This window comes from Streptomyces murinus (assembly GCF_002154555.1).
Lineage (GTDB): Bacteria > Actinomycetota > Actinomycetes > Streptomycetales > Streptomycetaceae > Streptomyces > Streptomyces murinus.
The window spans coordinates 1-22947 of the sequence record NZ_MUNF01000446.1; the positions used below are offsets into that span (position 1 = coordinate 1).

General features: G+C 72.5%; 15 protein-coding genes, 2 pseudogenes and 1 riboswitch. Of the genes and pseudogenes, 8 read left to right on the plus strand and 9 right to left on the minus strand.

The annotated features are described in order from the left end of the window. A partial coding sequence (gene eno / locus CCN72_RS25725) for a phosphopyruvate hydratase (RefSeq protein WP_107430152.1) occupies positions 1–1182 on the plus strand: 1182 nt, incomplete at its 5' end. Positions 1183–1202: 20 nt separating this feature from the next. Here eno and CCN72_RS25730 read toward each other — a convergent pair. Beyond that, complete coding sequence (locus CCN72_RS25730) at positions 1203–1688, minus strand: inorganic diphosphatase (protein ID WP_086810008.1); 486 nt, start codon at positions 1686–1688, stop codon at positions 1203–1205. 32 nt (positions 1689–1720) lie between these two features. Then, a riboswitch (Fluoride riboswitch) is annotated at positions 1721–1787 on the minus strand. Between the two features lie 322 nt (positions 1788–2109). On the opposite strand from CCN72_RS25730, the gene CCN72_RS25735 reads away from it, so the two are divergent. The 3 genes from CCN72_RS25735 to CCN72_RS25745 are packed head-to-tail and all read left to right on the plus strand — an operon-like array spanning position 2110 to position 5394. Further along, the gene (locus CCN72_RS25735; protein ID WP_086810011.1) at positions 2110–2847 is read left to right on the plus strand and encodes an acetoacetate decarboxylase; all 738 of its coding nucleotides are present in this window, start codon (positions 2110–2112) and stop codon (positions 2845–2847) included. 46 nt (positions 2848–2893) lie between these two features. Continuing rightward, positions 2894–3871 (plus strand): 3-hydroxyacyl-CoA dehydrogenase NAD-binding domain-containing protein, encoded by a 978-nt coding sequence (locus CCN72_RS25740; RefSeq protein WP_086810013.1) that lies wholly within the window; start codon positions 2894–2896, stop codon positions 3869–3871. A 35-nt stretch (positions 3872–3906) separates the two neighbouring features. Beyond that, positions 3907–5394, plus strand: a complete 1488-nt coding sequence (locus CCN72_RS25745; protein ID WP_086810015.1) for a CoA transferase — start codon at positions 3907–3909, stop codon at positions 5392–5394. 28 nt (positions 5395–5422) lie between these two features. Here CCN72_RS25745 and CCN72_RS25750 read toward each other — a convergent pair whose 3' ends face one another. Continuing rightward, a complete protein-coding gene (locus CCN72_RS25750) occupies positions 5423–7648 on the minus strand; it encodes a protein kinase domain-containing protein (RefSeq protein WP_086810018.1) in 2226 nt (741 codons plus the stop codon). A gap of 387 nt (positions 7649–8035) precedes the next feature. Between CCN72_RS25750 and CCN72_RS25755 the strand changes: the two genes are divergently transcribed. After that, positions 8036–8779 (plus strand): SDR family NAD(P)-dependent oxidoreductase, encoded by a 744-nt coding sequence (locus tag CCN72_RS25755; protein WP_086810020.1) that lies wholly within the window; start codon positions 8036–8038, stop codon positions 8777–8779. Positions 8780–8845: 66 nt separating this feature from the next. On the opposite strand, the gene CCN72_RS25760 is transcribed toward CCN72_RS25755, so the two are convergent. From CCN72_RS25760 to CCN72_RS25775, 4 genes are all read right to left on the minus strand, one after another. Beyond that, entirely contained in the window at positions 8846–10903 is a 2058-nt protein-coding gene (locus CCN72_RS25760; protein WP_244174451.1) for a cellulose binding domain-containing protein, read from the minus strand. 375 nt (positions 10904–11278) lie between these two features. Beyond that, positions 11279–12361: a CU044_5270 family protein gene (locus CCN72_RS25765; RefSeq protein ID WP_086810024.1), complete on the minus strand. Its 1083-nt coding sequence runs from the start codon at positions 12359–12361 to the stop codon at positions 11279–11281. Further along, positions 12358–12975: an RNA polymerase sigma factor gene (locus CCN72_RS25770; protein WP_085568893.1), complete on the minus strand. Its 618-nt coding sequence runs from the start codon at positions 12973–12975 to the stop codon at positions 12358–12360. The genes CCN72_RS25765 and CCN72_RS25770 overlap by 4 nt, the downstream gene beginning before the upstream one ends. Before the next feature lie 115 nt (positions 12976–13090). After that, positions 13091–14110, minus strand: coding sequence for a LacI family DNA-binding transcriptional regulator (locus CCN72_RS25775; RefSeq protein WP_086810027.1), 1020 nt, complete (start codon positions 14108–14110; stop codon positions 13091–13093). Between the two features lie 286 nt (positions 14111–14396). Between CCN72_RS25775 and CCN72_RS25780 the strand changes: the two genes are divergently transcribed. The 3 genes and pseudogenes from CCN72_RS25780 (at position 14397) to CCN72_RS25790 (ending at position 19576) form a co-directional block, all read left to right on the plus strand. Next, positions 14397–17621: a glycosyl hydrolase 115 family protein gene (locus tag CCN72_RS25780; RefSeq protein WP_425276172.1), complete on the plus strand. Its 3225-nt coding sequence runs from the start codon at positions 14397–14399 to the stop codon at positions 17619–17621. A gap of 19 nt (positions 17622–17640) precedes the next feature. Further along, on the plus strand, positions 17641–18978 hold the full coding sequence (locus CCN72_RS25785) for an SGNH/GDSL hydrolase family protein (protein WP_086810029.1): 1338 nt from the start codon (positions 17641–17643) through the stop codon (positions 18976–18978). 85 nt (positions 18979–19063) lie between these two features. Next, a pseudogene (locus CCN72_RS25790) lies at positions 19064–19576 on the plus strand (glycoside hydrolase family 11 protein). Positions 19577–19629: 53 nt separating this feature from the next. On the opposite strand, the gene CCN72_RS25795 reads toward CCN72_RS25790, so the two are convergent. From CCN72_RS25795 to CCN72_RS39160, 3 genes and pseudogenes are all read right to left on the minus strand, one after another. Next, positions 19630–20961, minus strand: a complete 1332-nt coding sequence (locus tag CCN72_RS25795; RefSeq protein WP_086810031.1) for a protoporphyrinogen/coproporphyrinogen oxidase — start codon at positions 20959–20961, stop codon at positions 19630–19632. A gap of 50 nt (positions 20962–21011) precedes the next feature. Next, the gene (locus tag CCN72_RS25800; protein ID WP_086810033.1) at positions 21012–22607 is read right to left on the minus strand and encodes a class I adenylate-forming enzyme family protein; all 1596 of its coding nucleotides are present in this window, start codon (positions 22605–22607) and stop codon (positions 21012–21014) included. Between the two features lie 46 nt (positions 22608–22653). Continuing rightward, positions 22654–22947 (minus strand): annotated as a pseudogene (locus CCN72_RS39160) (UbiA family prenyltransferase); the annotation flags it as partial.

Consider the following 22947-nt stretch of genomic DNA (forward strand, 5'->3'; position numbering starts at 1 on the left):
GCCCGGATCCGGGCCGGGGTGCCCTCCGGTGCCTCCACCGGCACCCGGGAGGCGGTCGAACTGCGTGACGGCGACCGGACCCGCTACGGCGGACAGGGCGTCTCCACGGCGGTCGGGCACGTCAACGCCGAGATCAGCCGGGCCCTGACGGGACGCGACTTCGCCTCGGCCGCCGACATCGACCAGGCACTGATCGAACTGGACGGCACCGGCACCAAGTCCCGGCTCGGCGCCAATGCCGTCATCGGGGTCTCCCTCGCCGTCTGGCGTGCCGAGGCGGCCGCCGCCGGGCAGCCGCTGTGGCGGCATCTCGCCGAGGTGGCGGGCACCGTTCCGCGCCTGCCGGTGCCGCACTTCAATGTCGTCAACGGCGGAGCCCACGCCGCCAACGACCTCGACTTCCAGGAGTTCATGCTGGCCCCGCTCGGCGCGCCGAGTCTGCCCGAGGCCGTACGCGCCGGGGCCGAGGTGTACGCCCGGCTCAAGGCGCGGCTGGCCGCCGACGGCCACACCACGGGCCTGGGCGACGAGGGCGGCTTCGCCCCCGCCATCGACCGCCCCGAGGACGTCCTGCACCTCCTCGTCGAGGCGATCACCGACGCCGGCTACACACCGGGCCGCGACGGTGTCGCGATCGCCCTGGACCCGGCGGCCAGCGAGTTCCGGCTGCCGGACGGCCTGTACCGGGTCGCGGGCGAGGCGCTGAGCAGTGACGATCTGATCGACCGCTACGAGGCGATCATCGACCGCTTCCCGGTCTGGTCGATCGAGGACGCTCTGGCCGAGGACGACTGGCACGGCTGGGTCAGGCTGACCGAACGCCTCGGCGACCGGGTGCAGGTGATGGGCGACGACATCTTCGTCACCAACCCCGTCATCATCCAGGAGGCGATCAGCAAGAAGATCGGCAACTCCGCCCTGATCAAGGTCAATCAGATCGGCACCGTCACCGAGACCCTGGATGCGATGCGGATCTGCCGCGCGGCCGGATACACCCAGATGATCTCCCATCGCTCGGGCGAGACCGAGGACACCTTCATCGCCGACCTCGCCGTGGGCACCGGCTGCGGTCAGCTCAAGTCCGGGGCCCCGGCCCGGGGCGAACGCGTCGCCAAGTACAACCGGCTGATCGAGATCGCCGACACCGGCCCCTCACTTCCCTTCGGCCTGGCCGGCCACTGACCGGGGCCGGGCCGCGCGGATCACTCCAGGCAGCCGGTGAGCTGGAGATAGGCGTGCCGGGCGGTCTCCAGCAGTGCACCGGCTTCCAGGGCCGGTCCGACCCCTTCGACCTGGCAGGCGCTGCCCGGGGCGAGGCGGGCCAGCGCCTGCGCCCAGGCCTCGGGCTGGGCGTGCCAGCGGGGGAAGTCGGCCAGGTCCAGCAGGCCGGTGAAGGGCGCGGCCTCGGCCACGCAGAGCACCTCGTCCACCGGGCCGTCCGGCGCGGCCAGGTGGAGGACGGCCACCGGCCAGGCCTTGACCTCGTCCCGGGGAACCGCGGGCTCGCACATCAGGACGAGCGCCCGCAGCGGGCCGCCGTCCTCGCCCAGGGTGTCCCGGACGCGGCCGTACCCCACCGGCCAGCCGTCCTTTCCGTGCGCGGGCGGCGGGTCCACCAGGGGTTCGGTCTCGTCGTCCCGGATGCCGCTGGCGACGGTCGCCTCGACCGTCACGGCGATTCTGGTCATCGATGCCACCTCCGTGCTGCGCGCCTTCCCTGCATCACGTAGAGGCCATCAGCACCGGCCATGGGTGCGGTTGCGGCGAGCCTCATCGCCGTACGCCTCCAGTGTCCCGCGCGGCGGTGGCGCCCGCAGCCGGTCGGATCAGCTCCGGGGCGCGCACCGCACATGGTCGGTGAGGGTCTGCACCACCCGGTCGAGCCGGTCCTCGCCGACGAGCGCGGGCTCGGCGGGCAATCGATGGAGCTGCCACCCCATTGGAAGCTGGGGCTTTTCCCCGCGCGGACGCTTTCACCGGAACAGCGGCTTCCTTTATCAATATCTTCTTCCATATGGATCATGACGCATACATATATTGGACAGACGTATGCGGCCACGTGTCCACTGGATTCGACCGAGAATTACCCGCTCTCCTCGGAGGCTCCGCATGCAAAAGGAAGACGTGGCCCGCCTCTTCACCACCCCGGTGGATTCCCCGGCCTACGCTCCCGCGCGGTACCGGTTCACCAACCGTGAATACCTCAACATCTATTACCGCACCGACCCCGAGGCAGTGCGCCGCCTCGTCCCGGAGCCGTTGACGGTCACCGATCCGATCGTGCGTTTCGAGATCATGCGCATGCCCGACACCACCGGGCTCGGCGACTACACGGAGGCCGGTCAGCTGATCGCCGTGGAACACGAGGGCGAGAAGGGCGAGTTCAACCTCGCCATGTACGTGGACAGCGTGCCCGCGATCTCCAGTGGCCGCGAGTACAGCGCCTACCCGAAGAAGTCCGGCTCCCCCACCCTCTATGTGGACTCCGACACGTTGGTCGGCACGCTCGACTACGGGACGCTGCGGGTGGCCACCGCGACCATGGGCTACAAGCACCACGCCATGGACCCGGCGGAGGCACTCGCCCAGGTGTGCGCACCGAACTTCATGATCAAGACGGTCCCCGACTACGACGGCGGCCTGCGCGTCTGCGACCTGGTCCGCACCCGGATCACCGACGTCACCGTCAAGAGCGCGTACACCGCGCCGGCCCGCCTGGAGCTCTTCGCCCACGCCATGGCCCCGCTCGCGGACCTGCCCGTGCTGGAGGTCGTCGGCGCTAGCCACATCCTCACCGACCTGACGCTCAGCCCGGTCGAGCCGGTCTTCGACTACCTCACCGCCTGACCCCGCCGCACCGCGCCCACCCCCGTCTTCGAGAAAGGCCCGCACCATGTCCCGCACCTTTGAGCCCGGCCTGGAGTCCTACCGGCGTGCCGCCGTCATCGGCGGCGGCGTGATCGGTGTCTCCTGGGCCGGCCTCTTCCTCGCCCGCGGCATCGACGTCGTCGTCAACGACCCCCGCCCCGACATCGAGGACCTGGTCCGCGCCGGACTGGCGGAGATCACCCCCGCACTGGCCGCGCTCGGCCTGCCGACCGAGAACCCGACCGCCGGGCTCACCTTCGAGGCGGACCTCGCGACCGCCGTCGCCGAGGTGGACATCGTCCAGGAGAACGGCCCCGAGCGGCTCGAACTCAAGCGGCAGATCTGGGAGACCGTCGAAACGGCCGCACCCGCCCACGCGCTCCTTGCCACCTCGACCTCCAGCATCCCGGCGACCGCCATCGCCGAGACCATGCGGGCGCCCGAACGCCTGATCGTGGGCCACCCCTTCAACCCCCCGCACCTCGTACCGCTCGTGGAGATCGTGCCCGGCGCGCGCACCGCGGCGGCCACCGTCGAACAGGCCACGGCCTTCTACACCGCGCTCGGCAAGAAGCCGCAGGTCCTGCGCAAGGAGGTGCCCGGCTTCGTCGCCAACCGCCTCCAGGCGGCCCTCTTCCGCGAGTGCGTCCACCTGGTCGCCGAAGGCGTGGTGACGGAGCGGCAGCTCGACGACGTGGTGACCTCCTCCATCGGGATGCGCTGGGCCGTGGCGGGCCCGTTCCGCACCTTCCATCTCGGCGGCGGCCCCGACGGGCTCCCCCACTTCATCGACCATCTCGGGCGCGGCATGGAGACCGGCCTGTGGCCGCTCCTGGGCAGCCCCACCTTCGACGACGCCACCGTCGCCCTCCTCACCGAGCAGGCACGCGAGGCGTTCGGCGACGCATCCGTGGAGCAGCTCGCCGCCGAGCGCGACCGAGCGCAGATCGCGCTGATGCGCGCCCTCGGCGAGACCCCGGACGCCGAGCGCGCCCGCGCCTGAACTCCCCCGCACCACCGACGAGAAGCGAAGAAGCCATGGATCTCACCGACAAGATCAAGAAGGCCATCGCCGCCCCCGCCACGGACGACGCCTTCGATGTGCACACCGAGACGAACGAGGTGCTCGCGGGCATCGGTCTGCGGCCGGGCGACACCGGCGGCCGGATCACCTTCGAGGGCGCGGACCCGGTCGTCCCCAGCACCCTGCGCCTGGGCGCGGCCTCCGGTATCGCGCTGGTCGCCAAGTCCGCCGCCGTCGCCGCCCTGTGGAAGGACCGCACCGGGCGCGGCCAGGACATCCACATGGACCTGCGCGTCGGCCCGCACCGCCTGTGCCCCTTCTACGACGGGAAGTGGGAACTCATCAACGGCTATGTCGGCGGCACCCCCTCGCTGCCGAACCAGGCGTTCGCCAACGCCTTCTACCGCACCGCCGACGACCGCTGGATGATGCCGTTCAACATCTACCCCAACATCAAGGTCGCCGCGCAGCGGCTGCTCGGTGTGGGCGAGGTGCCCGAGGACGTGGCGGCCGCGATCTCCCAGTGGAACGCCCGGGAGCTGGAGCAGGCCGGCGCGGAGGCCGGGTGCGTGATGCCGATGGTGCGCACGCCCGCCGAGATCCTGGAGGAGGCGCAGTACCAGCAGGTGCTCGCCGGACTGCCGCTGGTGGAGATCACCCGCATCGGCGACAGCGACCCCGAGCCGCTGCCCGCCTGTCCGACCGCGCCGTTCGACGGAGTACGCGCCCTGGGCATGGGCCACATCATCGCGGGCGCCGGAGCCGGCCGCGCCCTCGCCCTGCACGGCGCCGATGTGCTGAACCTGTGGCGGCCGTACGAGCTGGAGCACGACGTCACCTACCTGACCACCAGCGTGGGCGTGCGCTCCGCCACGGTCAGCCCGTACACCCGGGAAGGGCTGGCCCGGATCCACGAACTCCAGTCCGGCGCCGATGTCTTCTACGCCAACCGCCGCCCGGGCTTCCTCGACTCCATCGGCCTGTCCGAGGAGGAGTCCATCGGGCGCCGACCGGGTCTGATCCACGCGACGGTCTCGCTGAACGGCCGTAGCGGCCCCTGGAAGAACTACCTGGGCTTCGACCAGACCGCGGGCGCGCTCACCGGTCTGCTCCACCTGGAGGGCGACGGCGACAAGCCGGCCCTGCCGCCCATCACCGTCGTCAACGACTACCTGGTCTCGTGGTTCATGACGGCCGGCATCGCGGAGGCGCTGCGCCGCCGTGCCGTGGACGGCGGCAGCTACCGCGTCCATGTCTCGCTGTCCCGGGTCGCCCTGTGGATCCTGTCGATGGGCATCTTCGACACGTCGTACGCCGAGGAGATCGCGGGCACCGGCGAGCTGCACGCCTACCCGGACCCCGAGGTCTTCACCGCGGAGACGCCGCTCGGCCACTACCAGGGCGTCACCGACCAGGTGAAGATGTCGGACACCCCCGGCGCCTACCGGCAGATCCTCGTGCCCCGCGGTTCCCAGCGGGCCCAGTGGCTGCCCACCGCCTGATCCGCCGCCCGGCGGAACCGGGTTCGTGTCACCCCGGTACGGGTTTGCGGTCCGGGTGGGCCGGGTCGAGGGTGAAGAGCTTGCCGTCGGAGGCCGCGAGGACCAGCGCGCCCTTGTCGAACCACACCGTGGGCAGCAGCCCGCTGTCCAGCACCTCCGCGCGGGCCGAGGACTCCCACAGCAGGGTGCCGCGGGCCGTGTCGAGGGCGGCCACCCGGCCGCTCCCGCCGGCCAGGTACACGGTGCGGCCGTTCGGGTCCACCGAGGCCTGGCCCGGCGTCTCCAGGGTCGTATGGCTCTGCCACAGCCTGGCTCCGGTCAGGGGCGAGACGGCCGTGACCATGCCGCTGGAGGTGGCGAAGTAGAGCGTGCCGTGGGCCAGGGTCGGGATCCCGCCCCGGTACCGCTCGGGCAGCGGGGTCAGCGCACGCTCGCCGGTGCGCGGGTCGACGCGCACGATACGGGTGTAGACCAGGTCGGGGCTGTCGGGCGCGGGGTTGTCGGTCGATTCCACGAAGACCAGCCGGCCGTCCAGGGCGCCGATGAAGCTCCGCTGCTGGGCGGGGGACACCAGGGTGCGCGCGGAGCCGTCGGCGGGGTCGACCACGAGGAACTTCGTGCGGTGCGAGCCCTCCGCGCGGGTGATGCACTCCACGTACGGGCGGTTCCCCGCGGCGAGCGGATAGCAGTCGTATCCGGCGGGTACGGGGATCCGTCCGCGTACCGTTCCGTCGCGCGCCGAGCGGACGGTCACCGCGCCGCCGTCGCCCTCCTGGGTCATCGTCACCCCGGCCGCGTAGGCCGAGCCGAGACTGTCGGTGCGCACCGGGTGGGACCAGAGCCGTGCGCCGCTCGTGGCGTCGAGGGCGAGGACGGACTGCGACCGGCCCGTGCCGGCCGAGCCGGTGACCGTCAACTCCACGAGCACCACGCCCTCGTACGTGCCGAGGATGTTGGTGACGTACCGGTCGGCCGGAACACCCGCGGGCGCGATGCCGGAGCGCCACAGGGTGCGGCCGGAGGCGGCGTCGATCCGCTCGGGGAGGAGTGCGCTGCCCGCGCAGTAGAGGGCGCCCGCGTCCGGTACACAGGCCGGTGTCCGGTTGCCGTCGTATCCCGGTGCCTTCCGCACGCCCTTCTCGGCGTCGGCGGCCGCGGTCGTCTGCCAGGGCTTCCAGCCGGCCGGGAGCGGGGCCCAGCGTCCGGTGGCCGTGGCTCCGGCCCACACCGTGCCGCCGCCGTCGCCACCGCCGTCGCCCGGCGGGTCGAGCAGGAGACAGCCGGTCAGGGCGGCGGCCAGCACTGCGGACACGGCCAGCAGCACCCGCGGTCCGCGCCATCGGGGGCGGTGGTCCGCGGTGGTCGGGGCGCCGGTGGCGGGCGGATCCGCGGGCCGCGCGGAGGGCAGCCGCAGGGTCATGGTCCGCGGTTCGCCCGGTGCCGGTTCCGGCAGGGCGTCGGCGAACTCCAGGGCCAGCCGGTCCGGGGCGGGCCGGTCGGCCGGTTCCTTGGCCAGGCAGCGCTCCAGCACCGTGCGCACGGAACCGGTCACCCCGTCGAGGGCGGGCTCGTTGTGGACGACCCGGTAGCCGGTCAGATAGGGGCTGTCGGCGTCGAAGGGGCCGCGTCCGGTGACGCACCACACCAGCAGCGCGCCCAGCGAGAAGACGTCGGAGGCGGGGCCGACCGTACGGGCGTCGGTGAACTGCTCGGGGGACATGAAGGGCGGGGTGCCGATCACCTGCCCGGTCTCGGTGAGGGTGTGGTGGCTCTCCACGGCCCGGGAGATGCCGAAGTCGATGACGCGTGGGCCGTCCTCCGCCATCAGGACGTTGGCCGGTTTCAGATCGCGGTGCACCACCCCGGCCCGGTGGATGTCGCGCAGCGCCTCCACCAGACCCAGCGCCAGTGGCCGCAACTCGGTGACGCGCAACGGGCCTTGGTCGCGGACGCGGTCCGCGAGGGACCGGCCGCGCACGTACTGGGTGGCCATCCAGGGCGCGTCGGCCTCCGGGTCGGCGTCCACCACGGCCGCGGTGAAGGCGCCGCTCACCCGGCGGGCGGCCTCGATCTCCTGCCGGAACCGGGCCCGGAAGACGGGGTTCTGGGCGTATTCGGCATGGACGACCTTGACGGCGACCTCGCGTCCGGAACGTGATCTGCCCCGGTAGACCCTGCCCATGCCGCCGGCGCCGAGCCGGTCGATCAGCTTGTAGCCGCCGACGGATCGCGGGTCGTCCTTGTGCAGCGGCACGCGCCCCTCCCCTGGCCGGCCGGCAGTTCCAGCCGCCAGAATACGGAACGCGCACGCGTGGTCGGCCGGGCTGCGGACGGTCCGGGCAGCCCTTCGCAGAAGCATCACACTCGGACACGGCCCTCCCAACTCCTCGGCGACCGGGCCGAGTCCGTGCTGGGGGGTCCGGGCGGGGCCTTACCCGACGGCGGCCGATCCGCGGGGCCGATCCGCCGAGGCCGACGCCGACGCGTGCCCGCCTCGAAGGCGCCGATCAGGCGGCCCCTCGGGGTGTCGTGACGCCTTCTCACCGCCGGACTGCGTTCCTTGGAGGAGGGCATCGTCTCGGACGCGCCCTCAGTAAGCCGGACGGGCCTGCCCGGCTCGTGACCTCGAAAGGTGTCCCCTATGTCCGCACAGAGCGCCGCCCCCGCGTCCCGTCCCCCGACCGCGCTGGTCACCGGGGCCACCTCCGGTATCGGCCGGGCGATCGCCAGACGGCTGGCCGAGGACGGGCTGTCCGTCGTGGTCGTGGGCCGCAATGCCGAGCGCGGTGCCGAGGCCGTGGCGGAGATCGCCGCGGCCGGGGGCCGGGCCCGGTTCGTCGCGGCCGACCTCACCGAGCCGGACGGCGCGAGCCGGCTGGCGGCCGAGGTGGGCGACGTGGACGTGCTGGTCAACAACGCAGGAGTCGCGCACTGGGCCCCGACCGAGGAGATGCGGCCCGCCGACTACGACGCCATGTTCGACGGCAATGTCCGCGCGCCCTTCTTCCTGGTGGCCGCCTTCGCCCCCGCGATGGCCGCGAAGGGCTCGGGCAGTGTGATCAGCATCGGCAGCATGGCGGGCACCCTCGGTCTGGCCAACGCCGCGGCCTACGGCGCCACGAAGGCGGCCCTGGCCTCGCTGACGCAGAGCTGGACGGCCGAGTACAGCGCGCGCGGTGTCCGCTTCAACACCGTGGCCCCCGGCCCGGTGTACACCCGGCCGGAGGGGCGCGAGCTGTTCGACGCGCTGGGCGCGACCACCGCGATGAAGCGGGTCGCCGAGCCCTCCGAGGTCGCCGAGGTGGTCGCCTTCCTGGCCTCGCCGAGGGCCAGTTACGTCACCGGCGCCACCATCGCCGTGGACGGCGGCCGGACCGCGATCTGAGGCACCCCGGTCCGGGACGTACCTCGGGTGGGGTGGTCGAGCCGTCCCACCCGAGGGCGCGACGGATCAGGAGACCGTCCGGCAGACCGTGCCGTTGAGGGTGAAGGACGTCGGGGAGGGGTTGGCGCCGTCGTTGGCGCCGACGAAGCCGAAGGTGACGGAGTTGCCGCCGTTCGGGGCGAGTTCGGCGTTGGAGTCGGTGTTGGTCACATGGACGTGCCGCCCGTCACCGGTGACGTTCGCGTTCCAGGACGAGGAGAGGGACTGCCCGGCCGACGGCCAGTCGAAGGTCAGGGTCCAGCCGTCGATGTCCGCGGGCCCGACATTGCTCACCACCACGTTGGACACGAAGCCGTTGCCCCAGCCCGAGGTCACCTGGTACGAGACGGTGCAGGTGCTGTCGTCCGGCGTAGTGGTGGTGAAGGTCAGTGGGGCGGAGGGCCGGGAGAGGTGTCCCGCCTTGTCGCGGGCCAGCACATTGACGGTGTGCCGGGAGCCGGCCGGCAGGTTGGAGAGCGTGACGGAGGTGCCGGTGGACGAGCCGAGCAGCTGGACGTTGGTGCCGAGCTGCTCGTAGACCTCGTACCGGTCCACCGTGCCGGTCGCGGCCGGCCAGCTCAGGCCGACGGTGCCGGCGCCGACCGCGGTGGTCCGCGGTGTGCCGGGCGCGCCGACGGTGGCGGCGGCGGAACCCGTGCCGCTCTTCGGGTGCAGGGTCAGCACGGTGATGGAGTACGGCGCGAGGGTCACCGAGTCGGCCGTGGCGGTGCCGGTCGCGTCCACCGGGCCGTCGTCACCGGGGGCCCACCGCTGGACCTCGGGGGTACCGTCGGCGGCGGTGAAGCCCAGGTACCGCAGGTCCACGGTGTGCTCGGTGCCGGAGCTCTTGTTCAGCAGCAGGACGCCGAGGTCGCCGTCGGAGCGGAGCACCGCGTGCGAGGAGACCTCGGAACCGGAGGTGCCGGAGGCCACCATGCTGTCGCCGGGGTCGCTGAGCGCGCCGAGTGTCTTGATGCCGTAGTACGGCGCGAAGGGGGTGTTCACGGCGGGCTCGCAGACGCCGCCGGAGCAGCTGCCGTTGGACAGCATGCCCATGTCGCCGTAGTCGGTCTCACCGCCGACGGTGTTGATGGTGCCCGCGCTGTTGTGGGTGTCCCACCAGTCCACGGTGAAGACGCCGTTCTCCAGCGCGGTCATCATGGCCTCGGCGGTGAACAGGCCGTTGGGGCGGCTGGTGAAGGCGCCGCCGCCGGAGTTGGAGTTCACCTCGGTCATCGCGATGCCGATGTGCGCGGAGTCGGCGCCCGCGTACCGGTCCACCAGGTCGCGCACCTCGTGCAGCTCACCGGGCAGCTGCCGTACGGCGGCCAGCGACTGGTCGCCGTCACTGGTGTCGGGGTACCAGTGGACGCTGACGAAGTCGATGTCGTGGGCGACGGCGGCGAGCACGGTGTGGTTCCAGTCGCCGGTGTCCCCGGTGGCCACCGAGCCGTCGGGCCAGTTGCCGGGCATGGTGAGGACCGCGCCGATCTTGACGGTGGGGTCGACCGCCTTCATGGCGGCGGCGTAGGACTCGACCTCGCGGGCGTACTGGTCCGGCGTCTTGTCTGCGTGGGTGTCGTTCTCCCAGCCGCTGCCGTAGACGCCGTTGCCGTAGAGCTCGTTGCCGATCTCCCAGTACCTGGCGCCGTAGCCCTTGGTGAGGTTCGCGTACCGGACCCAGTCCGCGGCCTCCTGGGCGGTGCCGGAGCCGTAGTTGGCGATCAGGATCGGCTGGGCGCCGGATGCCTTCGCGGTGCCCATGAAGGAGTCGAAGTCGGTACCGGGGGCGACGTAGCCGCCGGGCGCGGTGTTGTCGACCCAGTGGTAGAGGTCGGCGTAGGAGCCGCCCGGGTAGCGCAGCGCGCCGATTCCCGCGGCCCGGTAGAGGGGGGCCACCCCGGGGTCGTTCATGTACGCGTCCCAGACGGCGGTGTTGGCGCCGAGCGCGGTGGAAGTGACCGTGCCCAGGCCCGCGTTCGCGTTGACCGTGACCGTGGTGTCACCGGTGGCGGCCGCGTCGGCTGCGGCGGAGGTGGCGAGCGGCACGATCGCGGCCGCCATGGCCAGGGCGGCCGAGGCCAAGACGGCGAGCGGACGGCGGAGCCCGTCCGTTCTGCTGCGGGCTGGTCTCCTGCGGAACGGCATGGGGGTGTTCCTCCCGGGTGATGCGCCGGCCCGGGGCCACACCGCGGAGCCGGACGAGGGACGGGGAACCGTGCGGCGTGCGGCACCGCGCCACCCGTCGGCGGTGCGCCAACGGGCGGGCGGAGCTTGGGGACTTGAGGCTTGGGAGCGCTCCCATGATGAGAGCGCCCGCCGGTCGTGTCAATCGGCTGTCCCTCGCCACGCGACCCGCGTCCGGCGGTATCGCCGCCCGCCCGCGACGGCGCCACGGCGTTCCCCGTGCCGGTGGCCGTGCCCCGCGGGAGGTCTCGCCCGCGGGGCACGGCCTGATCATCAGGCGGTTCCGGTACGGTCCTCGGCCGCGGGCCGCACACCCGCCTTGTCGACCACGGCGTGGGCCAGTTCGGCCGTGCTGGACAGCAGGGTGCCTGCCTTGCCGTACGGCGCGTCCTTCGTCAGGTAGCTGCGGGAGCCGAGGAAGGAGTAGTCCTTGGCGTCGAAGACCCACTCGGTGCGCACGCCGTAGCGCGTGTCGTCGCGGACGATGCCGAGGCCCTGCCGGCCGATCGCGTCCCGTACCCGCGACGACCGGTCGACGCCGGGGATCTTCGCGGCGGCCTGGTAGAGGGCGGCGGCGGTGCGGGGCGGCGTCAGTCCGCCGAGCAGGCTGCCGATCTGCTCGAACACCGCCTGGTCGCGCTCCCGTCCTTCGGCCGCGGGCGTCTTGGCGTAGAGGTAGGCGAGCAGCTTGTCCGGGTCGGTGGGCAGGGCGGCGAGCCAGTGGTACGTGGGCCGGCTGAGACCCGCCGGGGTGCCCTTGGTGTCCCCCAGTTCGGCGTTGATGGGCAGGGTCTCGCCGTCGGCGCGGATCAGTCCGAGCGTGTGCAGCGGGCCGGGCTTCTGGGACACCCACGACTCGTAGTCCTTGAGCGGGCTGACGACGGCCTTGCCGCTGGTCAGATCGGCCTCGCGGACCTTCTCCCTGGTGTAGGCGAACTGGTCGTCGCGCACGGTGAGCGTGCCGTGGTGCGCGGCGGCGTTCGAGATGCGGTGCAGCAGGGCGGCGGCGGGCCGTATGTCCGTGGCGGCGTGCTGTGCGGCGGCGTCGTCATGGCCGCCGTTGCCGCTCAGGACGGCACCGGTGGTTCCCGCCGCGGCCAGGGCGAGGGCGGCCGCCGAGGCGACCAGCGCGGGCCGCAGCAGGGGCCGGGCGCGGCGGACCGGCGCGGCGGTGGTGTCGGGGGTTGTTTCGGGGGTGGTGTTTTCGGCCTGGTCGCGGTCGATGTGGCGCATGAGCAGATCCTTGTGACGAAGGTGCTGCTCGCGCGGGAGGTCCCAGTCGGCCGGGGCCGGCAGCAGACGGGCGATCTCCTCGCGGTCGTCGTGCCGCTCCGGGCAAGCGTGACGGTCGTTCATGTGAGTTCCTCCCGCACGGGCAGGGCCGCGATCGCGGCCGCACTGGTTATCTCTCCGCGGCGGATCTGCGGTTCCCGATTCTGTTCGGCGCTCTCGTCCGCGAGGCGGGCGAGCTTCTTGCGGGCACGGGAGAGCCGGGAGCGCACGGTGCCGACCGCGATCCCCAGTGCCTCGGCCGTCTCCTGGTAGTCCAGTCCGGACCAGACGCACAGGGCGAGGACCTCACGGTCCTGCCGCCGCAGCCGGCCCAGCGCCGCGTGCACGGCCCGGAGCCGGCGCGCGTCGTCGATGCGCCCGGCCGAACGGGCGGCGAAGTCCTCGACGTCCGGTGGTGGCGGCTGGCGGGCCAGGAACAGCTGCCGCCGCCAGGTGCTGCGGCGCGCGTTGTCCGCCTTGTGGGTGGCGATGCCCAGCAGCCAGGGCAGCAGCGAGCCGCCGTCCTCCTGGACCCGCGCACGCGAGTGCCACGCGGTCAGAAATGTCTCTGACATGACCTCTTCGGCCGTCGACCAGTCGCCGGTCAGCCGCAGCCCGTGGTTGTACACGGGCCGGGCGAACTCCTCGTACAGCTGGGCGAACGCCTCGCGATCCCCCTCGCGTACGCGGCGGCGGATGTCGTTCTCTGACTTGTTCACACTCACTTCTCTCCGCACGACGCGGAGAGTTCCTGTGTCGTACATCACGGCGGCGCCCTGCTCCGGGCAACCTCCCGAGGATACGACCCCGGGATCACCCCCGCGCCGCGCCCGTGCTGCTGCGCACCACCAGTTGTGTCGCCAGTTCGATGTGCGGGCTCTCCAGAGTCTCGCCCTGGATCAGGCGGAGCAGGGTGCGGACCGCGACCTGGCCCATTTCGTCCAGGGGTTGGCGAACGGTGGTCAGGGGTGGTGGGGACCACTGGACCTGGGGCAGGTCGTCGAAGCCGACGACGCTGAGGTCGTCCGGGATGCGCAGGTCGTGCTGGCGGGCGGCCTCGTAGACGCCGAGGGCCATCTGGTCGCTGGAGGCGAAGATCGCGGTCGGCGGGTCGGGGAGGGTGATCAGTTCCGTGCCCGCGGTGAAGCCGGCCTCGTGGGAGAAGTCGCCGCGGCGGACGAGCCGGTCGTCGATCTCCACCCCGGCGGACTCCAGCGCGGCCCGGTAGCCGTCGAGCCGGGCCCTGCTGCACAGCAGTGTGGCCGGGCCGGTGATGACGCCGATGCGGCGGTGCCCGAGGGAGAGCAGATGCTCGACGGCGCTGCGGCCGCCCGCCCAGTTCATGGCGCCGATCGTCGGTATGCCGAAGGTGGGCACCCCGGCCGGGTCGATGATGACGGTGGGCACGCCCAGGCGCCGTAGCTCGGCGTGCAGTTCGGGGGCGAGGTCCGAGGTGACCAGGATGACGCCGTCGGAGGCCCGCGCCCGCAGGTTGACCAGCCATTGCTGGGCCGAGGTGCTGCGATGGTGCACCGCGGAGACCACCGTGCCGAGGCCCGCCGCGTGCGCCACGTCCTCCACACCGCGCAGGATCTCCACGGCCCAGGGGCTGTCGAGGTCGTTGAAGACCAGGTCGATCAGTTCCGCCCGGCCGGCGGGCTGGGCGGCGCGCCGCCGGTAGCCGTGGTGGGCCAGCAGGTCCTCGACCCGGCGGCGGGTCGAGGGGGACACGTCGGCGCGTCCGTTGAGCACCCGGGAGACCGTCGGCAGAGACACGCCCGCCTCCCGGGCGATGTCCGCGATGGTGACGCGGCCCGCGTCCTGTGCTGCCATCCATGCCTCCTCGCCTGCGGTCCCTCAGCATAGGCAATCGCCCGTCAGGGGGCCCGCGCGCCGCCGCCCGGGACGCCGCGCGGCCAAGGCCCGGACGGGGCCGGTCAGTTGATGCGGCGGGGGTTGACGGGCAGTCGGTGCGACCCTAACGTTTCGCGACAACTTCCGGAAACTTTCCGGAAACAGTATCGGCCCCTTTCGATGCCCCACCCCGTCCCCGGGGCCGTCCCCCGCGGCCCGCGAAGGGGCTCCCCACGAAGGGGCTCCCCGTCCCATGGAGAGCGGCATGGACTCTACGCGGCACAGGCCCGCCGGCACCCGACCCGACACCCCCGCGGCCGACGACGGCCGCCCGGACGGCATGAGCCGGCGGACGGCACTGGCCCTCGGGGCCGGGCTCACCGCACTGGCGACCCCCGTGGCCTCCGTGCTGGGCGCGGCGGCCCCCGCCCGGGCCGACGGCGCCACGGCGGCGGCGCGGCCCACCGACCCGGGGTCGTACATCACCACCTCGCGCGGGCCCGGCACGTTCCCGCTGGTCGACAGCGGCAGGGCCACGCCCCTGGTGGTCGATGCCGACGACCACGAGGGCGTGGTCCGCGCGGCCGGTGATCTGCGCGACGACCTGGAGCGGGTCACCGGGGTCGCACCCGCGCTGTCGCCTGACCCGGCCGGCCTGCGCGAGGTCGTCCTCATCGGCACGCTCGGAAAGAGCCCGCTGATCGACCGTCTGGTGGCCGCCGGGAAGCTGGACGTCAGCGGGATCGCCGGGAGGTGGGAGACCTCCCTGGAACAGGTGGTGGAGCACCCGCTGCCCGGGGTCGACCGCGCCTTCGTGATCGCGGGCAGCGACCAGCGCGGCACCATCTACGGCATCTACGACGTCAGCCGGGGCATCGGGGTCTCGCCCTGGTACTGGTGGGCGGATGCCGCGCCGAGCCACCAGGATCTGCTGCACGTCCGGCCCGGGCGGCACACCCAGGGCACGCCCGCCGTGAAGTACCGCGGCTTCTTCATCAACGACGAGAACCCGTCGCTGGGCACCTGGGCGCCGGCCCACTTCGGTCCCGGTCTCGCCCCCGGCCACCCCGACGGCTTCAACCACGCCTTCTACGCCAAGGTCTTCGAGCTGATGCTGCGGCTGAAGGCCAACTACCTCTGGCCCGCGGTGTGGGGGCGCGCCTTCGCCGAGGACGATCCCGAGAACCATGCGACCGCGACGGCGTACGGCGTGGTGATGGGCACCTCGCACGAGGCGCCCATGATGCGCGGCATCGAGGAGTGGAACCGGCACGCCGTGCCCGCGGTGCGCGACGGTCAGGGCAATGTCGTCACGCCGGGCAGCGACCCCTACGGCGGTACCGGCGAGTGGAGTTTCCGGCACAACGCCGAGGCGCTGAAGGCGTATTGGACGGACGGCATCCGGCGCAAGGTGCGCGAGGGCTTCGAGGGCGTGGTGACCCTCGGCATGCGGGGCAACGGCGACACCGCGCTGCCCGACGGCGACGGCATCGACCTGATGCAGAGCATCGTGGCCACCCAGCGCCAGATCATCGCGGACGTCACCGGCAGGCCGCAGTCCGAGACCCCGCAGGTGTGGACGTTCTACAAGGAGGTCCAGCGCTACTGGGAGCAGGGTCTGCGAGCGCCCGACGATGTGACGGTGGTCTTCACCGACGACAACTGGGGCAATCTGCGCCTGGTCCCGAGCCCGTCCCTGCCCGCGCACAGCGGCGGTTACGGCCTCTACTACCACTTCGACTACGTCGGCGCGGGCCGCAACTACAAGTGGGTCGACACCGCCAACCTGGCCAATGTCCTCGACCAGCTCGGCCAGGCGTACACCTACGGCATCCGGCAGCTGTGGATCGTCAACTCCGGTGATGTGAAGGGCAATGAGCTCTCCACGCAGTTCTTCCTCGACTACGCCTGGGACCCCGAGCGCTGGACCGCCGAGGACGTCCCCGCGTGGCTGGAGCAGTACGCGCGGCAGAACTTCGGGCCCGCGCACGCCGCCGAGATCGCCGAGGTGCTGGACACGTACGGGTATCTACAGGCCCGGCGCAAGCCCGAGTTGCTCAACCGGAAGATCACCGTGGATCCGGACAAGGACCTGGCCACGGACTCCTCCGCCGTCGTCTACGACGACCAGGCGACGCCGTTCAGCATCACCGACTACCGGGAGATGGAACGCGTCACACGGGAGTGGACGGAGCTGTCCGCCGCGGCCGAGCGCGCGAACCGCGCCCTCCCGGCGGCAAAGCGGGACGGCTTCTACGAGCTGGTCCTGTATCCGGTCAAGGCGACGGCGAACCTCTACGCCCTGCGCCAGGCCCAGTTCACCAACCTGCTGTACGCCGGTCAGGGCCGGGCCGTCGCCAACGCGCTGGCCGCGGCGGCGGAGTCGTACTTCGCCGAGGACAAGGCGCTCGCCGATCACTTCAACAAGGGTGTGGCACAAGGGAAATGGAAGGGGTTCCAGACCCAGCCGCACATCGACTACGGCGATGTGGCCCGGTACGGCCCGGACGCGCCCTGGCAGCAGCCGCAGATCGACAACGCGGCCATCCCCGACGTCATCTTCCCGGCCGTCAAACGGATCACCCCGCGGACGAAGGCACGGATGGGGATCGCCGTGGACGGCAGCGACCAGGTGTGGCCCGGCTCCGCGGCCGACTGCGTGCTGCCCGCCTTGAGCCCGTACGCGAGCGGACCGGCGCCGTACATCGAGATCTTCAACCGCGGTACGGCGCCCTTCGACTACCAGATCCGTACCGGGGTCCCGTGGCTGTCCGTCGACGCGACGAGGGGGCGCGTCGACGGGCAGACACGCGTCACCGTGCGCGCGGACTGGTCCCGTGCGCCCCAGGGCAGGACCACGGTGCCCGTCACCGTCAGCGGTCCGGACGGCCAACAGGTCACGGTCCAGGCCCCGGTGGACCATCCGAGGCCCGCGCACAAGGTCAGCGGGTTCGTCGAGGCACGCGGCTACATCTCCATCGAGGCCGACCACTACACCAACGCCCGTGGCGGGGGCGGGATTTCCTGGCGCCGCCTCCCCGGCATCGGCAGGACCGGTGCGGGCATGGAGCCCTTCCCGGTCACCGCGTCCCGGCGGACCCCGGGCGGCGACGGCCCCCGACTGGAGTACACCGTCACGCTGTTCACGACCGGCCCGGTCAAGGTGTCGGCGTATCTTTCGCCGCGCAACGACGTGCTGGCGAACGGCGGTCTCACCTACGCCGTCTCCTTCGACGGCGACCGGCCGCAGTCGGTGAACATCACCGAGGTCACCGGCTCCGACGACGGCACGATGAACACGCAGTGGCAGCGCAACACCTCCGACAACGTCAACGTCACCACGACCACCCACCGCATCACCGAGGCGGGGGTGCACGTCCTGAAGTTCTGGATGGTCGACCCCACCGTGGTGCTCCAGAACCTCGTCGTGGACACCGGTGGCCTCAAGCCCAGTTACCTCGGTCCGCCCGAGAGCCTCCGGCTGCGCTGAAGAAGGGACGACACACCTCATGGGCCGAACATCCGCACTCCTGGTGAGCGTTGCCGCCGCGGCCGTGCTCACGGCCACCGGCTTCGCCACCTCCCCCGCAGCCGGCGGGGACCGTACGACGCGCACGGCCACGAGCCAGGTCGCCGCCGGGCACTGGGTGAACACCTGGACCTCGATGCCGCAGCTGACCGAGCCGGGCAACATGCCTCCGGCGCCGTTCACCCAGCCGGACCAGGTCTTCGCCGACAGCACGGTGCGCCAGACCGTGCATGTCTCGGTCGGGGGGACGCATCTGCGGCTGCGTTTCTCCAACGCGTTCGGCGGGGCGGCGCTGCCCCTCACGGCCGTCTCGGTGGCGCTCCCGGCGGGCGGGCGCCCCGGGTCCGGCGCCGTCCAGGCGGGCAGCACCCGGAAGGTGACCTTCGACGGCCGTGCCTCCACCGTGGTCCCGGTCGGCGCGCAGGCCGTCTCCGACCCGCTGGACTTCGAGCTGCGGCCGGGGTCCAACCTCACGGTGACGCTCTATCTGGCCGACGGCCAGGCGTCCGACGACATCACCTCGCATCCGGGCTCGCGCACCACGTCGTACATGGTGCGCGGGAACCATCTGGACGACACGGACCTCGGCCAGGCGGCCACCGCTGAACACTGGTATTTCCTCAGCGGAGTCGAGGTCTTCTCGAAGAGCGGCACGGCGGCGGCCGTCGTGGTGGGCGACTCGCTGACGGACGGCCGGGGCTCCACGACCGACGGGAACGACCGGTGGCCGGACCAGCTGCTCACCCGGCTGCGGTCGCGCCCCGAGACGTCCGGTGTCGCGGTCCTCAACCAGGCGGCCGGCGGCAACCGTGTACTGAACGACGGCCTCGGCCCCAATGCGCTGGCCCGCTTCGACCGCGATGTGCTGGCGCAGAGCGGCGTGAAGTGGCTGATCCTTTTCGAGGGGGTCAACGACATCGGCACCGCCGACGCCACGGAGGCCGCGCAGCGGAGGACCGCGGCGGATCTGATCGCGGCCTACGACCAGATCATCGTGCGGGCACACGCGCAGGGGATCCCAGTGTACGGGGCCACGCTGACGCCGTTCGGCGGCAACACCGACTACGACGACCCGAACGGCTACCGCGAGGCGGCCCGGCAGACGGTCAACCGGTGGATCCGCACCAGCGGCCGCTTCGACGCCGTCCTCGACTTCGACCGGGCCGTCCGCGATCCGCGCCAACCCCGGCGGATCCAGGGCGCGTTGGACGTCGGCGACCATCTGCACCTGAACCCGGCCGGCTACCGGCTGCTGGCCGACGCGGTGCCGGCCCGGCTGTTCGGCAAGCAGCCCGCGCCGGAATTCGGTCTGCGCTAGCGGGACTTCGCCGGCCCGACCGATCTGTGCCCCCGGGGCGGCAGCACGGCCCCGGGTTCTCCACGAGCCTTCCCGAGGAGGAAGCATGCACATGGAGGACAAGCCCCCCGCCCACCCGCTCAGCCGCAGAAATCTCCTCGCCGGTGCCGGGGCCGGTGCCCTGGCACCGGCCGCCTCCGGGCTGCTGCTGCCGGGCACCGCCCAGGCCGCCACCACCATCACCACCAACCAGACGGGCAGCAACAACGGTTACTGGCACTCGTTCTGGACCAACGGCGGTGGTTCGGTCGCCATGAACCTGGGGTCCGGCGGCAACTACAGCACCTCGTGGACCAACTAGGGCAGCGTCACCAGTGACGGCGGCACGTACGACATCTACGAGACGCAGCAGGTCAACCAGCCGTCCATCATCGGCACCGCGACGTTCAACCAGTACTGGAGCGTGCGGCAGTCCAAGCGGGTGGGCGGCACCATCACCACGGGCAACCACTTCGACGCGTGGGCGAGCCACGGGATGAACATGGGCGCCTTCAACTACATGATCCTCTCGACCGAGGGATACCAGAGCAGCGGCAGCTCCACCATCACGGTGAACTGACCGAGGCCCACGGTGCACAGGGGAGGGCCGGGGCGCCCCGGCCCTCCTTCGCGTCAGCCGGCCTCGGCGGCGAGGACCCGGCGCACGGCGAGCGTGGCCGAGTGGACGGCGGCCTCGCTGTTGGGGCGCAGGGCCAGCCAGTCCCCTGCGAACTCGACGCGGCGCAGGGGGCGTTGGAGGAAGGCCCGGCGCAGGCGCAGCGCGGCCGGTGCCGCCTCCGGCAGGCCGTGCGGCCAGCGCGCCACTAGGGCGGTACGTGTCGCCTCGGTCAGGCCCGGCAGATACCGCTCGGCGTGCGCGCCGATCTCGGACGCGATCTCCTCGTCGGTGCGGCCCAGCAGCCGCGTCGACGCGTAGGGGGAGGCGAACAGGCTGATCAGGCCGCGTCCGGGCGGTACTCGGCCGGGTGCCTTGATGTGGTCGAGGATGGCTCCGGCGAACACCCGGTCCTCCACCGCGGGCACTTGGAGGCCGTAGGAGGGCCGGCGGGTGGGACTCGGCAGGGGGCGGTCGAGGAGGCAGGACACCTTGAGCATCGGGCGGTAGGTGCTGGCCGTCAGGTAGGGGCGCTCGTCGTCCGGGACATCGGCGTGCAGCGCGAGCGCCAGGGGCGCGGGTACGGTGAGGACGACGTGTCCTGCGGTCACCGTCGTGCCGTCGGCGAGGTCGAGGCGGGCCGTGCGCGGGCCCGGCTTGACGGCGACGGCAGCGGTGCCGGTGACGACGTCAAGGCGGTCCGCGAGTGCCCTGGCCAGGGTGTCCATGCCGTCCCGGTACGTCACCCAGCGCTCTCCGGCGCCGCCGACGGCGAGCAGCAGCGCGGCCATCGGCCCGATCGCCGAACGCTCGGGCAGCCAGCCGAAGAAGGTGCCGGACATCGGCTGCAACAGCCGCTCGTACAGGTCGCGATGGTGGCGGCGGGCGTACTCTTCCACGGTCATCTCGCCGAACGGTGTCGACTCCGGGTGCTCGGGGTCGAAGCGCGAGCGGTGGCGCAGCAGGGTCGCGGTGAAGCGCAGCCAGGACAGCCGGCCGCGCCAGGTCATGCCCGCGCCGGTCAGCAGCCCCGCCGGGTGGCCGAAGTCGGGGCGGGCCCGGCCGTCGCGCCAGATCGCCATGCGGCCGCCCACCGGCACGACGGCGTCGGCGGGCAGGCCGACCGCGCGGATCAGCCGCCACGTGGCGTCGTAACCGCGGGTGGCGATCTGCTCGGCGCCCTCGTCCAGGACGTACCCCTCGTGGCGGCGCGCGGCCATCCGCCCGCCGACCCGGTCGCCCGCCTCGAACACGCGCACCGATCTGCCGGTGCGCGTCAACTGGAAGGCGGTGGCCAGGCCCGAGATCCCGGCTCCGACCACGGCGACATCGACGTCTGTGTCGGCCATCAGGGTTCTTCCTCGTGTGGTGGTACGGCGGTGCGGTGCGGCGGCGCGGGTCAGGTCCAGCGTCCGGTGCCGGGTGCCGGCGCCCCGTCGAGCAGCCGGTCCCGCAGCTCCTGGCGCCGTACCTTTCCCGTCGCGGTGAGCGGGAGCCGGTCCAGGGGCAGCAGGGCGGGCTCGCCGAGCGGCGGCAGGTCGGCGACGGCCCGGCGCCACGCGTCGCGGTGGAGGGTCCCGTCCCGGGTCGCGAGGACGGGCAGGGGGAGCCCGTCCGGCCGGGCGAGCACCACCGCCTCGACGACGTCCGGGAGCCGGTCGTGCAGCACGTCCTCGATCTCGACGCAGGCGCCGCCCTGGACCGCGTCCACCTCCCGGTCGAGCAGCCGCAGCCGGCCGGACCTGGTGATGACGCCGAGGTCTCCGGTGGCGAACCAGCCGCCCGCGGACTTGGCCGACAGCCGCTCCTGTTCCCCGGTATATCCCGCGCACAGCGCCTTGGTACGGGCCATCACCAGGCCGGTCCTGCCGGGTGCCACCGGTCGCAGGGTGGCCGGGTCCACCACCCGCAGCCGTGTCTTACCGGGCACGGGACGGCCCAGGTCGCGGGTCGTCGGGTGCCGCTCCCCCGCCGCGCGCACCGAACGGCGGGTCAGGCAGCGGAAGGTGAGCGGCCCGGTCTCGGACTGCCCCCAGACCTGCACCCACAGCGGCAGCCGACGGCGCGTGGCCGTGAGGTAGGCGCGCACCGTGGGCGGGTGGATGGCGTCGAAGGTGTTGAGGAACAGGCGCACTCGGCGAAACGGGTTGTCCGGCGCCGCCGCGAGCGGCTGCCAGCGCACATAGGCGGCGGGCGTGGCCTCCATGACGGTGGGGCGGTGGGCGCGCAGGACGGGTTCGGCGTGCTCGGCCGCGAAGCTGTCGAGCAGCACCACGTCGCGCGGGGCGAGGGCGAACACGCTGAGCGTCCAGGTGAGGCCGCGCCCATGAGCGTACGACGTCGCCTGGGCCACGGTGTCGTCGGGGCGGCTGCTCACCAGCGGCCAGCGGCGGGCCTCGGCGGCGGCGATGCGGTGGACCAGCGAGGCGGTGGTGTGCACGACCAGCTTGGGGACGCCGGTGGTGCCCGAGGTGTGCATGATGGCCAACGGTGCCTGTGCGGACGGGCGTTGGGGTGCCGGTGGCCGGTGGCCGAGCACGTCCGCGAGGGGTACGGCGCCGGGTGCCGGGGCGTCGAGGGTGAGGGTGCGGCGGGTGCAGGCGGTCAGGTCGGTGCCCGCGGTGTGTGCGGCCGCGAGGGTGTCCGAGGTCGTGACCAGGGCCCTGGCGTCGAGGCGCTTGAGCAGGAGGTGCAGGGTCTCGGGCGGAAGGCTTCCGGAGAGCAGCGCGGGCACGGCGCCGATGCGGGCGGCGGCGCAGGCGAGCAACACGTAGTCCCAGTGGTTGGGTTTGAGCACGGCGACCCGGTCGCCCCGCGTCACACCGAGCGCGGTGAGCCAGCCCGCGGCCCGGGTCACCAGGCAGGACAGGTCCTCGACGCCGTAGGCCGTACGGCCGTCGTCCGGGATGTCCAGCGGGCGGCTCAGGTGGACCCGGGTCCGGGTACCGCGGTCGGCCAACGCGTCGAAGAACAGGCCGGGTTCGAGGGTTCTCATCTCAGGTGCTCGTCTCTCGGATACCCGCGACCGCGGGCCGGGCGGGTCAAGTCGTGGCGCCGTACAGCGCGTTGGCCGCGACCAGGGCGACGACCAGGACCCGGTGCGCCCGGATGCCGATCAGCCGGCCGCGCAGGATGTCGCCGCGCACCATGCCGACCGTGAACTGCGCGATACGGGCCGCCGTCACGGGGAGGAGGGCCGGCGGGAACCACCAGGGCACGATGCCGAGGACGGCCGCCGTGACGATCACCGCGGTCTCCAGGGCGGAGAGCGCGCCGATGAAGACGGCGTTGCCGCGGCGGGAGAGGAGGCAGGCCGCGGTGGGCCGGCCCACCGC

Bases quoted from the DNA above. Each gene is read 5' to 3' on its own strand.
- CCN72_RS25730 (WP_086810008.1), bottom strand. From the start codon at position 1,688: ATGACCAGAATCGCCGTGACGGTCGAGGCGACCGTCGCCAGCGGCATC.
- CCN72_RS25735 (WP_086810011.1), top strand. From the start codon at position 2,110: ATGCAAAAGGAAGACGTGGCCCGCCTCTTCACCACCCCGGTGGATTCC.
- CCN72_RS25740 (WP_086810013.1), top strand. From the start codon at position 2,894: ATGTCCCGCACCTTTGAGCCCGGCCTGGAGTCCTACCGGCGTGCCGCC.
- CCN72_RS25745 (WP_086810015.1), top strand. From the start codon at position 3,907: ATGGATCTCACCGACAAGATCAAGAAGGCCATCGCCGCCCCCGCCACG.
- CCN72_RS25755 (WP_086810020.1), top strand. From the start codon at position 8,036: ATGTCCGCACAGAGCGCCGCCCCCGCGTCCCGTCCCCCGACCGCGCTG.
- CCN72_RS25765 (WP_086810024.1), bottom strand. From the start codon at position 12,361: ATGAACGACCGTCACGCTTGCCCGGAGCGGCACGACGACCGCGAGGAG.
- CCN72_RS25775 (WP_086810027.1), bottom strand. From the start codon at position 14,110: ATGGCAGCACAGGACGCGGGCCGCGTCACCATCGCGGACATCGCCCGG.
- CCN72_RS25780 (WP_425276172.1), top strand. From the start codon at position 14,397: ATGGACTCTACGCGGCACAGGCCCGCCGGCACCCGACCCGACACCCCC.
- CCN72_RS25785 (WP_086810029.1), top strand. From the start codon at position 17,641: ATGGGCCGAACATCCGCACTCCTGGTGAGCGTTGCCGCCGCGGCCGTG.
- CCN72_RS25795 (WP_086810031.1), bottom strand. From the start codon at position 20,961: ATGGCCGACACAGACGTCGATGTCGCCGTGGTCGGAGCCGGGATCTCG.
- CCN72_RS25800 (WP_086810033.1), bottom strand. From the start codon at position 22,607: ATGAGAACCCTCGAACCCGGCCTGTTCTTCGACGCGTTGGCCGACCGC.